Here is a 12,834-nt window from a genome sequence, read left to right as displayed (position 1 = left end):
TCATACTTGCTAATAAACCAACCGTGTTAAAACTTTTAGTTACAGTGAGCTTTACCGGCGGTGTTACTTATGAATACTACTACTACCGAAAAGAATTTAAAATCAACAGGCAAAGCAAGGGTTTATTTCTCCAATTTAAATGGAGTAAGGGCTCTTGCTGCGCTTATGGTAGTGATATCCCATATCGAGCTGCATAAAGTAGACTTTCATGTAGCCCGGATCCCCCATCTTAACATACTTAATTTTGGTAAAACGGGCGTTACCATCTTCTTCGCGTTAAGCGGGTTCCTGATAACCTACTTATTGTTAGAAGAAAAGCGCAACTTTTCGGCAGTAAACTTTAAGGCCTTTTATGTAAGGCGTATGCTCCGGATCTGGCCCTTGTATTTTTTATTGGTAGTTGTAGGCTTTTTTATTTATCCGGGAACAGGAGCAACAACAGGACTTTGGTTATCTGTATTTTTTATGCCTAACCTGGCATTCTGCCTGCAAATGCTGCCGGAAATTTTCAACCCCATCTGGTCGATAGGTACTGAAGAACAATTTTATATTTTTCACCCGCATTTCTTTAGGATAAAAAAACCTAAAGATATCCTTTATGCCTTCCTGATTTTCATTGCATTGATTTGGGCATTGCAGTTAAGTATTAACAACCTTAACCATGAAAACCCCATTTGGAAAATCTTCAGCCAGTTTTTTTATTACGCTCGTTTTGATAATATGATGATTGGCGCGGCAGTAGCGGTTATATTTCACAACACCAGGCACCCATCGTTTAAGTTTAAATTGCAACCGCTGTTTGATCTGATGTTTAAGCCTTATATGCAGGTGATACTTTCGGTTATTTTCCTGGCGTATGTTTACCTGTATTTAATCCATGATATCCCACATGGCGATGTTCCGCTGGCTGTCATTTCCTCGCTGCTTATTGTTAACCTTTGCCAGGCCGAAACCAGTATTTATACCATAAATAGTAAAGTGCTTGATTATATAGGGCAGATCTCGTATGGTATTTACCTGCTGCATAAATACCCCTTGTTTTTAACCCTGTACCTTGTACATAAATATATCCCAAGCATGAATATGGTAACGCAAAACATTATCATATATACCATTACAGTTGGCTGTACTATAGGGTTGGCGTCACTGTCGTACTTCGGATATGAGAAACCTTTCCTCAACATAAAAAAACGTTTTCAAAAAATAACGCAGTAATATTTACCGCTGCTTAAGTTCAATTACCGAAGTAAAGGTATTTATCCCGGTACCAGGTTTATGCTTGTAATCAAAGGCGTCGCTGGCGCGCGCGATGATCATGAGGCCGTAATGTTCGTTTAGCCCCATTACAGTTTCTTTACTAACGTATTGCACATCAAAATCCTCGGTAAAAAACTCCAGGTGATTGCTGTTTTTCACCCGTCCCTTCAATGTACCAAAGTCATCCCCATAAATGGCAATTTCGTTTTGGGCCAGTTTGTTGGTTAACAGCGGCCAGGTCAGTATCGCCTGGCGGGTATTAATTTGCAGCGGTTTTCCCTTATCCTGTTTACTGATATATAGTTTGTTGCTTTTCAGATCAATCCCGATATTGGTTACGTCGGTCCCCATGTGCTTAAGCGAGTTGGTAAGCAATTCAATCAGGATAGTTTTTATCCTGAAATCCGCATCGTCATCAACTATATCTTTCGCAATATTTTTTATATAGCCGATGATCTGCACTGTTAAAGGATAAATACCTTCGGTTTCATTATTAAAAACAAACTTTTTCAAGGTGGTAAATTAATTTATGCCCCGGTTAAAGCCTCCTGTGTATTTGTATATATCTTGAACACTTTGTCAAGTCGCACCAATTGAAACAATGATCTGATATCACTATTTAAACCAACCACGGCAATATCCCCTCCGTTGTTCATAGCCAGTTTAAGTGCCGATACCAGCGCACCTAAAAAAGAACTATCCACGTATATCACCTGCTCAAAGTTTACTATAACATACTTATTTCCACTATTAATGAGACTGTGCAATTCTGTCTTAAACTGCTCGGCATTTGATAAATTGGCCTCTTTAAGCTGTATGTCCGCTATTAGTGCATTATCAAGCAAATGTGTACGTAGTATCATTTAACTGTTTTTTTGAATAAATATTAAACTGCAATCGTCGATTTGTTCATTGGCCTTTTCATTTAAAAAGCCATCATTTTTTAAGGTCATGAATGAATCAGGTTTACCAAGATATATCTCAACTTCGCTGGTAAAGCTATTCAAATCGGTTTTCTTACCTGCAGGCGTTTCTTTATCAATTAACCCATCAGTTATCATCATTAACTGATCGCCGGGCCGCATGGTAAACAGATGCTCATCAAAACCACCTTGCTTACTAACTCCAAGCAGTAGCCCAGCTGAAGAGATCCGGTCAAGCCTATTTTCGGCCTTGCAGAAATACAAGAGCGGTAAATCGCCTGCACCGGTATAACTCAATTCTTCACTTTCAGCATCAATCATGATAAGCGACAGTGTAGATAGCACTTCGCTCACAACCGGATCATGATAAATAACCGAGTTGATCTTTTGCATGATGCTTTTGGTCGACACATCGCCCTCCGAAACACATAGCCTCACCGCGGCCCTTATATAACTCAGATATCCAAAGGAAAAAAACCATGCTCCCCACTTTTTCCCCATCACGTCGCCCAGGATTATAAAAGTGTACCTGTTATTAATAGATATCACATCAATAAAATCTCCGCCTGGATAGTTTTCGAATGATTTGTGCCAGAAATCAATTTCAAAACCATTTATACGGGGCGTTTCCTTCGGAACTGAATACAGATTGAGCGCCATCGCGGCACTACTTAGTTCACGTATAGTATGCTCATGCCTTTCACGAATGCTGTTCAGGAAATTATTGATCTTTGAAATAACAAAGGCTATCGGCGTATCCTTATCAATATAATCAATAACATCGAGACTCATCCCGGCTATCATATGATCATGATCGGTAACTGATGTTAAAAACATAAAAGGAATGTTCTTAAACTCCGGCACCGCCATTAAGCTTTGCCTAAACTCGAAGCCATTAATACCTGGCATCTGGTAATCGGACAGGATCAAGTCGGGAATATCATTTTTAAGCCATGCTAAGGCTTCCTCCCCATTATTCGCTTTATGGCAAACAAAACCCTCTTTTTCCAAAGCCCGGCCAATAACCTTTAAAACAAGCGGGCTATCATCAACCAGTAATATTTGGGGCTGCTTCGGCATAATTCAGGTATTCAGGAATTGCTTTTCCGCAGTAAAGCGTTTATAAACAAATATACGCCTGTTAATATGATTAATACCGATATAACATCCATTAAAGTTATACCATCATCCTTTGTAAAATAAAAAATGGTAAACATTTCAAAGTACGGCGGTGCAGGCATGATGATCATGGCTAAACCAAGTACAATCATCGTAATGGCTATCCCTATCAAAACAGCATGCTTTAACTTTTCCTGCAGCCGGTACTTTTTTGCCTGGCGGCTATCAACCGGGTGCTGGGCCAGCAAAAACTCAAGGTTATTTACCATGTCCAAACGGCTCTGATCCTCATCTATTTCGCCAAAGACATCAAATTTTTGAGGCGAAATATCAGGCTCAATGGCATTATTTATTTTTTGCTGTATTGCCCTAATATATTCTTTATCAATATTTCCTTTTTTTAGCAGTAGAACCAGCTCATCAACTTTGGTATCAAGCAGCACTTCATCATTATTTGGCAGTTTATTCTTCAAAGGAATATCGTAGTATAATTTGGTTAACTTTTACTGATATTAGCCGTAAAAAGCTTTATTGATAATAACCCCTCTCAGATGAAAAAAGTTTCCGTTGTTACCGTAAATTTCAATCAGCCTACTGTTACAGAAGAAATGTTATTATCGATTAAAAATACGAGTACTTACAGCAATATGGAAATAATTGTTGTAGATAATGCGAGTAAAATAAATCCTGTACCCGATTGGAAAATAAAATATCCGGAAATAATATTTATCCGTTCGGACGTTAACCTGGGTTTTGCAGGCGGTAATAACCTCGGACTTACCGTTGCCACAGGCGATTACATTTTCATGGTAAACAACGATACCGAGTTTACCCCAGGCCTGGTTGAAAAACTTACAGAGGTGATGGATGGCAATGCGGCCGTTGGCATGATATCGCCCAAGATCAAATATTTTAGCGATAAAAATCTGATCCAATATGCCGGCTACACACCCATGAATTATTATACCTGCCGTAATAGTGTTATTGGTTTAAAGCAAAAGGACGAGGGCCAGTTTGATCATATAACCGCCCCTACCGCTTATTGCCACGGGGCAGCAATGATGATCAGGAAAGAAGCTATTGAAAAGGCAGGTATGATGTGCGAAAACTTCTTTTTATACTATGAAGAGGTTGACTGGTGCGAACATATCATAAAAGCAGGTTTTAACGCCTGGGTTTGTACTGATGCACTTATTTACCATAAAGAATCGGTTTCTGTAGGTAAAAAAAGCAAGCTTAAAGAGTACTTCATGAACCGCAACCGCATTCTTTTTACCCGTAGGAATGCGCCTTTGTTTAAAAAGATCTTCTTTTATTTTTATTTCCTGTTTTTAGTAGTGCCCCGAAATCTGGTCAATTATATTAAAGAGAAACAATACGGATTTATACCAATGCTTTTTAAAGCAGTTTGGTGGAACTTTACTCATTCAAAAAACAGCAGCAATTTAGGATACCCCATTAATACCATAGCATGAAAATAATTTTAGCCATAAGCCTGTTCATTGTTTTTTACACTTTTGTTGGATACGGAATTTTCCTGTACATCATTATCAGGATCAAAAGAGTTTTTAAGGGAACCAAAGCACTCCCCGCAGAAAATTCCGATACACTTCCTTCGTGCACCCTGATTATAGCGGCCTACAATGAGGAATATTTTATTGAGGAGAAGATCAAAAACAGCCTACAGTTAAATTATCCGGAAGGAAAACTGAAACTACTTTTTGTTACCGACGGCTCATCAGACAAAACACCTGATATTATTGCCGGGTACCCCCAGATACAATTATTGCACAAGCCCGAACGCGCGGGAAAAATTGCTGCCGTACACCGCGCTATGGAATATGTTGATACCGACGCCGTAGTATTTACCGATGCCAATACTTTTTTAAATAAAGATGCATTGATCAAGATCTGCAGGCATTACAGCGACGCAACAGTTGGAGCCGTTGCCGGTGAAAAACGTGTACACATTGACGAAAACGCAGATGCCAGCGCAGCCGGTGAAGGCTTTTACTGGAAGTACGAATCGGCATTGAAGAAATGGGACTCAGAGCTATATTCGGTTGTGGGTGCTGCCGGTGAACTGTTTAGTGTACGCCGCTCATTATACCAACCCGTTGAGCCGGATACTGTGCTTGATGATTTTATGATATCGATGCTGATAGCTGCCAAGGGCTACCGCATTGTTTATGAACCTGAGGCATATGCAACAGAAACCGCATCCGAAAATGTTTCGGAAGAGTTAAAACGGAAAGTGAGAATAGCAGCGGGCGGAATTCAATCTATACTACGACTTAAAAAACTATTTAACCCGTTCCCCTACCCGGTTTTATCGTTCCAGTATGTTAGTCACCGGGTTTTGAGGTGGACAATCACTCCCTTCCTGCTCATCCTGTCATTTATTTTAACCGTTGTATTAGCGCTTAAACCAAACGAAACCGATATGCAATTGTTACTATTGGCACAGGTATTGTTTTATATATTGGCCTTGCTGGGGCTGCTTATGGAAAAGCGGCAACTGCGCATTAAAGTTCTTTTTATTCCCTATTACTTCTGCGTTATGAATTATGCAGTACTGGCAGGCATCATTCGCTATTTCAGTACGAAACAAAGCGCGGTTTGGGAAAAAGTACAACGGAAGCAGTAAATAATTGATTATAAGTTAACAGGATAATTATTTTATAGTTTAATACATTGAATAGATAAAAGGGTTGCATTAAAATAATTAATGATAAAGAAGATCAAATTAAGAGAATTTGTCTTCTGCTGCTTTTTGAATTACCTGTCAACTAATTTATAAAGTATATTCTGACCGCTATACGTGGTCAAACCTTATTGAACCTGATGAGTATTGAGCCGGGGATTGTTTTAAAAAGTGGGGAATCTATTGCCCCAACTGTATACGACCTATTTGAACAACAGCGGATAAAATTACCCGATGCCGTTGCTGTTGTACATAACACTGATAGTGTTACCTATCATCAGCTTTACAAAAAAGCCGATGAACTTGCCGCCGCTATCTTAACTTTTTATCCGGATTCGGAGATAATTGGAGTTAGCGCAAACCGGAGCATTCATACTATAATTGGTGTACTGGCCATACTAAAAGCCGGCAAAGGTTACTTACCTCTTGACCCGGAATATCCAAAAGATCGCCTTGAAACCATTATTACCGATTCGGGTATAAAGGCATGTATCGCGGCCGCGGATAAAAAGCATCTGTTTGAGGGCTTGCCTGTCGATATCCTGCTTGCCGACGGAACTTTTGAGCTTACAACTAAATCATTCCAGCAAACTCATTTAGCGGATATAGCCTATGTGTTATATACCTCGGGCTCAACCGGAACCCCAAAAGGAGTATCGATGGGCAACGCGGCTTTGGTAAACTTGTTGTTATGGCAGCAGGAAAACTCAATCTCCGCCGCGGGTATCAATACACTGCAATTTGCGCCCTTAACATTTGATGTCTCTTTTCAGGAGATCTTCGCTACGTTAGGCACCGGCGGCACTTTATTCCTGGTAAATGAAGAGTTACGGATTGATCCGGTTGAACTGTTGCAATTTATTGATAAGCATGCCATCAATCGCATCTTTTTGCCGTTTGTTGTGCTGCAATACCTTACCGAAGCGGCCATAGCAAATGATCATATCCCTGCTTCGTTAAAAGAGATCATGACAGCTGGGGAACAGCTAAAGATCACCCCACAAATAGTAAACTTTTTTAATGCACTGCCAGGATGTGTACTTTTTAACCAATATGGCCCTACAGAAACTCACGTGGTTACTGAACTAAGATTGGACGGCGATGCATCTTTATGGCCCACACTCCCATCCATAGGCATTCCTATTAGTAACACGGAGATCATATTGCTTGATGAAAGCCTCAAAAGGGTGGCCGACGGCGAAACCGGCGAATTGTGCGTTTCGGGTATAAGCCTGGCAAACGGCTATCTGAACAGGCCCGAAATGACAGCCGAAAAGTTTATCGACTGGAAAGAAGGTAATAAAATCATCCGGATCTATCGCACCGGCGACCTTGCCCGTTTTATGAACGATGGCAATATCGAATATCTTGGCCGCAGAGATACACAAGTTAAGATCCGCGGTAACCGGGTAGAAATTGGTGAAATTGAAGTGCTGATCAATCAGCTTGAAAATATAAAACAAGCAGTGGTAACCGCCCCCGCAGATGCAGCAGGGCAAAAACGGTTGGTAGCTTACCTTGTATCATCGGTCGATAAAGAAGATACTGAAGCTGTGCGCAAATCTCTCGAAGAACAACTTCCTGATTTTATGCTGCCTTCGGCTTACGTTTGGTTAAAAGAGTTACCCAAAACAACCAGCGGGAAGGTTGATAGAAAAGCACTCCCCAAGCCAGACATCAAACGCCCCGAACTTGATGTGCTTTACAAAGCCCCATCAAACCAAACTGAAAAAAATATAGCTGCTGTTTTAATTGAGCTGCTGCAGTTTGATAAGGTAGGTATTGATGATAATTTCTTTCAGTTGGGTGGCAATTCGCTGCTGGCTTTAAAAACGGTTGCACTATTAAAGCAGCGTTTTAATTACGAAGTTCCAATCACCAAACTATACCAATATCCAACTATTGCCGGTATCGCAAAGCTGATCAGCGGCGCAAGCAAACAAACCGCCCTTCTTTCGACACAAAAAAAGAGGGCGAAAGATGCCAATACAGATGTCGCCATCATTGGCATGGCGGGCCGCTTCCCGGGTGCTGATACCATTGATGAATTTTGGCAAATGCTTGCCGATGGCCGCGAAGGCACCAGCTTTTTTACCCAGGAAGAATTAGACAAATACGTTCCGCTTTACGAAAAAAATAACCCTGCCTATGTTAGGGCAAGAGGCATCATCAACGGCGCAGATGAGTTCGATGCCGGATTTTTCGGCTTTAATCCTCGTGCTGCCGAACTGATGGACCCGCAACAGCGCATATTCTTAGAACTTGCATGGGAAGTATTAGAGAAAACAGGCCATCTGCCACAAAAATATGACGGACTAACCGGTGTATTCGCAGGCTGTGGGTACAACACCTATTATAACAACAATGTATTAACCAACCCGGAAATAGTTGAAACCGTTGGCCATTTCCAGGTACGTACTTTAAATGAAAAGGACTACATAGCAACCCGTACGGCCTACCAATTAAATCTGAAAGGGCCGGCCGTTGCGGTATATTCGGCTTGTTCAACATCACTTTTAGCCGTTACGCAGGCTGTAAACAGCATCCGTAGCGGGCAATGCCAGGTTGCTATTGCTGGTGCGGCGTCTGTTACATCGCCTATAAAAAGCGGCCACATTTACGAGGAAGGTGCAATGATGAGCATCGATGGGCATTGCCGCCCTTTTGATGCCGAAGCTTCGGGTACTACTTTCAGCGATGGTGCTGGCGTTGTTCTATTAAAAAGCCTTGAATACGCGCAGCGCGATGGCGATACCATTTACGCCGTAATAAAAGGCGTTGGCGTAAATAATGATGGCGCCGAAAAAGGTAGTTTCGGCGGACCCAATGCCTATGGACAGGCTGGCGCTATAGCCGCGTCCATTGCCGATGCTGGTGTAGATGCCTCGACCATAAGTTATGTAGAAGCACACGGCACCGCTACCCCATTGGGTGATCCTATAGAAATTGAAGGACTTAATCTTGCTTTCGGCGAGCAGGGGCAAAAGCAGTTTTGCGCTATAGGCTCTGTTAAAAGCAACTTTGGCCACCTTACAGCAGCATCGGGCGTTGCCGGGCTGATCAAAACGGTGCTTGCTATGAGGAATGGTCAAATTCCCCCATCGCTGTTTTTCAAAAAGATCAATCCGAATATCGATATAGAGCATACGCCGTTTTTTGTTAATGCTAAACTTAAACCATGGGATGCTGAGCTCAAACGAGCCGGAGTCAGTTCATTCGGCGTTGGCGGTACCAATGTGCACGTTGTTTTGGAGGAATATAAAACCACAGAACCTGTTGAACCTGGCGCAAACAAACCTTTAAAGTTGATCAGTTGGTCGGCCAAAAACGAAGAAAGCTTAGCTAAATACGCCGGGAAACTTGCCGCATTTGTACAGAAAAATAAAAGTATTGACCTTAACGATGTAGCTTACACGCTGCAAACAACACGTGCCGATTTTAACTATCGCCGTTTTATAGTGGCAACAGATGCTGACGACCTGATAGTAAAACTGAATGCTTCAAATACCGATCCGTCATCTGTTAAAAAACTAAGTACCATTCCCGCCGAGGTAGTCTTTATGTTCCCGGGACAAGGTTCGCAATATGTAAATATGGGTCATGACCTGTATCAGAACGAACCTGTTTTTAAAGATGCGGTTGATGAATGTATTAATCTGTTGCAGGGAACTATACACACCAATCTTCTTGAGATAATCTTTGCTGATGCTGTAAACCCGCAATCGGCAGAAAGAATAAAAAACACATTATACACCCAGCCGGCACTATTCATTTTAGAATATGCTATGGCCCGCTTATGGATAAGCAAAGGTATTGAACCCGCTATATTAATGGGACACAGCATAGGCGAGTTTGTAGCCGCACATCTGGCCGGAGTGTTCAGTCTGCCGGATGCCTTAAAACTGATATCAGAACGGGCACGATTGGTAAGCAGCGCTCCGCACGGACAAATGCTTTCGGTACGCATTGAAGAAGAACGACTAAAAGACATCTTACCTGCCGGGCTTTCTGTAGCAGCAGTAAACAGTAAAAAGCTTTGCGTAGTGGCAGGCCATGAGAGTGCAATTACAGCATTTGCGGCAGAGCTATCTGAAAAAGGAATTCCGGCAAGGCTGCTTTTAACAAGTCACGCTTTCCATTCATTAATGATGGATGATATTGTTGGGCCATTTAAAGAAGTAGTTAAATCCGTAAAGTTGAACAAGCCGGTTAAACCTCTTGTATCCACTGTAACCGGCACCTGGTTAAGTGAAGCGCAAGCAACGGATCCTGATTACTGGGCACAACACCTGCGTAACACCGTTCGTTTTGCCGATGCCCTTGATACCATTGCGGAAGATGATAGCCGCTTGCTGCTTGAATGTGGCCCGGGAAACATATTAGCTACGCTTGCCCGTCAGCATAACGCAGGTAAAAATATTCCTGTAATAGCTGGCTTTGAACAAACGGATACCTTAACAGAATACCAAAGCTTATTAAAAGCTTTAGGTCAGTTATGGCTTAACGGTATCCAACCTAATTGGGAGGCAACTTATTTAGCGCAAAATCGTAAAAAAATTGACATCCCAACCTATGCTTTTGATCATAAACGGTATTGGCTTGAACCAGCCGTAACGATAAATATTGTCCCTGAAACCTTAACCCAACAACAAACAAATACAAAACCTACGCAACCTGTACTGATGAGGAAGGATATTTTAATTGATAAACTTAAAGAGATCTTTGAAGATGCTGCCGGTATTGAAATAGATATGGCAGCAACGGGCATGAGCTTTATTGAAATAGGCTTCGACTCGCTTTCGCTTACACAAATAGCTACCAATCTAAAAAAGATCTTCAACGTACCTATTACGTTCAGAAAACTGTTTGAAGAATATAGTAGCCTCGAACTGCTTGCAATTTACCTGGATAACAATTTACCAGCCGATGCATTTCAGCCGCAGGTTGCTCCTGCTGTAAACCCCGCGTTTCAACATGGCGAAACTAACCAAGGTGCACAACCCGCAATTCAGCACCATGTGCAGACCGTTAGTACCAACGGAGCTCCGGCCTTTCCTATCGCAAATCAGGGAAGCAACGACATCGCCATCAGTTTAATATCTCAACAGTTGCAATTGCTGGCCAATCAGCTATCCTATATACAAAGCAATGCACCCGCCGCACAGGCGCCGCCTCAGCAAACTTATAATGCTTCAGCCCCTGCCGTTACGCCGGCTAAATCCTTACTTTCACTTGCTGCTGATTTTACTCCTGAAGAGCAAGTTGAATTAAAAAAACCTTTCGGCGCAACAGCACGTATCGAAAAACAGGTACAGGGTTTAACCGATAAGCAACAGGCATTTTTAAAAGATCTTACAGAAAAATATAACGCCAAAACAAAAGGCAGTAAAGCCCAAACACAAAAGGACAGACCATACATGGCCGATCCGCGCGTGGTAAGTGGTTTCCGCCCTTTAACCAAAGAGATTGTTTACCCGCTTGTAGTTAACCGCTCAAAAGGCAATCGTGTTTGGGATATTGACGGCAACGAGTACATAGACGCGTTAAACGGCTTTGGCTCAAACTTTCTTGGTTACCAAACCGATGTATTAAAGCAGGCTGTATTGGATCAGGTTGAAAAAGGATACGAAATAGGTCCTCAGCATGAACTTGCGGGCGAGGTTAGCAAACTGATATGTGAGTTTACTAATTTTGACCGTGCTGCTTTGTGTAATACCGGCTCCGAAGCTGTGTTGGGTGCAATGCGTATAGCGCGTACCGTAACCGGCCGTTCACTTATTGTTGCATTTAATGGCTCATACCATGGCATTAACGACGAAGTTATTGTTCGTGGCACTAAAAAATTAAAAACCGTACCTGCTGCGCCGGGCATCATGCCCGATGTGGTGCAGAATATGCTGATCCTGGACTATGGTACCGAAGAATCGTTAAAGATAATAGCGGAGCGAGCGCATGAGTTGGCAGCAGTACTGGTTGAGCCGGCCCAGAGCCGTCGACCAGATTTCCGTCCTATTGAATTTTTAAAACGTGTGAGGGAGATTACCCGGCAGTCGGAAACCGTTTTAATATTTGATGAGGTGATCACCGGTTTCAGGATGCACCCGGGTGGTGCACAGGCCATGTTTGGCATTAAAGCCGATCTGGGTACTTACGGTAAAGTAATTGGCGGTGGTATGCCTATTGGCGCTATTGCGGGTATCAGCAAATACATGGATGCGCTTGACGGAGGCAACTGGCAATTTGGTGACGACTCATCGCCTCAAGCCGGTGTAACCTATTTTGCAGGTACATTTGTACGCCATCCTTTGGCTTTAGCCACCGCAAAAGCATCATTGAACTACATGAAGGAAAAAGGCCCGGCCCTGCAGGAAGGTCTTAATGCCTTGACCAAACGTTTGGCAGATGCCCTAAACGAAATTTGCGAAAAAGAAGGTTTGCCGTTGCATATCCCATCATTCGGTTCATTATGGAAAATTAAATTTGACTACGAACTGCCTTACGGCGAACTGCTGTTTACGCTGATGCGCCTTAAAGGCATCCATATCTGGGATCTGTTCCCTTGCTTTATTACAGCAGCGCATACCAATGAAGAGGTTGATCAGATCATCAAAGCTTTCAGCGATAGCGTTTATGAGCTAATTGAGGCTGGTTTTATGCCGACTAACAAACCGGAACCGGTAAAAACAGAACCAGCTAAAAATGGCCTGCCTGCAGAACCTCCTGTACCGGGTGCAAAATTAGGTCGCGATAAAGATGGTAACCCTGGCTGGTTTGTAACCGATGCAAATAATCCAGGAAAATATTTACAGGTAACGATCAGCAATAACTAAC

Annotated in this window: 8 protein-coding genes; 4 read left to right on the top strand and 4 right to left on the bottom strand. The window is 42.4% G+C overall.

The genetic code is table 11. The features are described 5' to 3' along the window. Nucleotides 1-69 precede the first annotated feature (69 nt). On the top strand, nt 70-1,215 hold the full coding sequence (locus DEO27_RS07740; RefSeq protein WP_112570202.1) for an acyltransferase family protein: 1,146 nt from the start codon (nt 70-72) through the stop codon (nt 1,213-1,215). A 3-nt stretch (nt 1,216-1,218) separates the two neighbouring features. Here DEO27_RS07740 and DEO27_RS07735 read toward each other — a convergent pair whose 3' ends face one another. From DEO27_RS07735 to DEO27_RS07720, 4 genes are read right to left on the bottom strand one after another with little or no spacing between them, the layout of a single operon-like run. Continuing rightward, a complete protein-coding gene (locus DEO27_RS07735) occupies nt 1,219-1,770 on the bottom strand; it encodes a hypothetical protein (RefSeq protein WP_112570200.1) in 552 nt (183 codons plus the stop codon). A 14-nt stretch (nt 1,771-1,784) separates the two neighbouring features. Beyond that, on the bottom strand, nt 1,785-2,120 hold the full coding sequence (locus DEO27_RS07730; RefSeq protein ID WP_112570198.1) for an STAS domain-containing protein: 336 nt from the start codon (nt 2,118-2,120) through the stop codon (nt 1,785-1,787). Beyond that, nucleotides 2,121-3,260 carry a fused response regulator/phosphatase gene (locus tag DEO27_RS07725; RefSeq protein WP_223818186.1) on the bottom strand — a complete coding sequence of 380 codons (1,140 nt, stop codon included), beginning with the start codon at nt 3,258-3,260 and terminating at the stop codon, nt 2,121-2,123. A gap of 11 nt (nt 3,261-3,271) precedes the next feature. Then, nucleotides 3,272-3,772, bottom strand: a complete 501-nt coding sequence (locus DEO27_RS07720) for a hypothetical protein (RefSeq protein WP_112570194.1) — start codon at nt 3,770-3,772, stop codon at nt 3,272-3,274. A 78-nt stretch (nt 3,773-3,850) separates the two neighbouring features. Here DEO27_RS07720 and DEO27_RS07715 point away from each other — a divergent pair, with 78 nt between their 5' ends. The 3 genes from DEO27_RS07715 (at nt 3,851) to DEO27_RS07705 (ending at nt 12,833) form a co-directional block, all read left to right on the top strand. Then, nucleotides 3,851-4,774, top strand: a complete 924-nt coding sequence (locus tag DEO27_RS07715) for a glycosyltransferase family 2 protein (protein WP_112570192.1) — start codon at nt 3,851-3,853, stop codon at nt 4,772-4,774. After that, nucleotides 4,771-5,946 (top strand): glycosyltransferase family 2 protein, encoded by a 1,176-nt coding sequence (locus DEO27_RS07710; RefSeq protein ID WP_112570190.1) that lies wholly within the window; start codon nt 4,771-4,773, stop codon nt 5,944-5,946. Before DEO27_RS07715 ends, DEO27_RS07710 begins: the two co-directional genes overlap by 4 nt. 197 nt (nt 5,947-6,143) lie before the next feature. Then, complete coding sequence (locus DEO27_RS07705; RefSeq protein WP_112570188.1) at nt 6,144-12,833, top strand: polyketide synthase; 6,690 nt, start codon at nt 6,144-6,146, stop codon at nt 12,831-12,833. Nucleotide 12,834 lies beyond the last annotated feature (1 nt).

The organism is Mucilaginibacter rubeus (assembly GCF_003286415.2).
Classification (GTDB): domain Bacteria; phylum Bacteroidota; class Bacteroidia; order Sphingobacteriales; family Sphingobacteriaceae; genus Mucilaginibacter; species Mucilaginibacter rubeus_A.
Note: the sequence above shows the minus strand (reverse complement) of the source record. Positions and strands in the feature narration are given on the sequence as shown.

Bases quoted from the DNA above. Each gene is read 5' to 3' on its own strand.
- DEO27_RS07740 (WP_112570202.1), top strand. From the start codon at position 70: ATGAATACTACTACTACCGAAAAGAATTTAAAATCAACAGGCAAAGCA.
- DEO27_RS07730 (WP_112570198.1), bottom strand. From the start codon at position 2,120: ATGATACTACGTACACATTTGCTTGATAATGCACTAATAGCGGACATA.
- DEO27_RS07725 (WP_223818186.1), bottom strand. From the start codon at position 3,260: ATGCCGAAGCAGCCCCAAATATTACTGGTTGATGATAGCCCGCTTGTT.
- DEO27_RS07715 (WP_112570192.1), top strand. From the start codon at position 3,851: ATGAAAAAAGTTTCCGTTGTTACCGTAAATTTCAATCAGCCTACTGTT.
- DEO27_RS07710 (WP_112570190.1), top strand. From the start codon at position 4,771: ATGAAAATAATTTTAGCCATAAGCCTGTTCATTGTTTTTTACACTTTT.
- DEO27_RS07705 (WP_112570188.1), top strand. From the start codon at position 6,144: ATGAGTATTGAGCCGGGGATTGTTTTAAAAAGTGGGGAATCTATTGCC.